The 252-nt window shown below is 61.1% G+C and carries 1 protein-coding gene; it reads right to left on the reverse strand.

The features are described 5' to 3' along the window. Window positions 1-81 precede the first annotated feature (81 nt). On the reverse strand, window positions 82-252 hold a 171-nt coding region (locus NFX52_RS30765; RefSeq protein ID WP_252636052.1), incomplete at its 5' end, for a transposase domain-containing protein.

The following is a 252-nucleotide window of genomic DNA, read 5'->3' on the forward strand; positions in this document are numbered from 1 at the left end:
CGTCGGCGCCGACGACCTTCGCCGCTTTGTTCAGGAGTAGTGTTCACGTGTCCACCTAGAGTTGAGGTGGACACGAGGCTCCTACGAGTACGCCATTGTTTCAAGATGCCATGGCTGGCCGCTTACCTCGATCCGGCTGTTCAACTGCGTCGGCAGCCGGGTGAGCACGTCCTTCAGATATGCCCAGGGCTCGTGACCATTGAGTCTGGCCGATTGCAGCAAACTCATCACGACGGCGGCCCGCTCCCCGGC

Source organism: Acidovorax facilis (genome assembly GCF_023913775.1).
Lineage (GTDB): Bacteria > Pseudomonadota > Gammaproteobacteria > Burkholderiales > Burkholderiaceae_C > Acidovorax > Acidovorax facilis.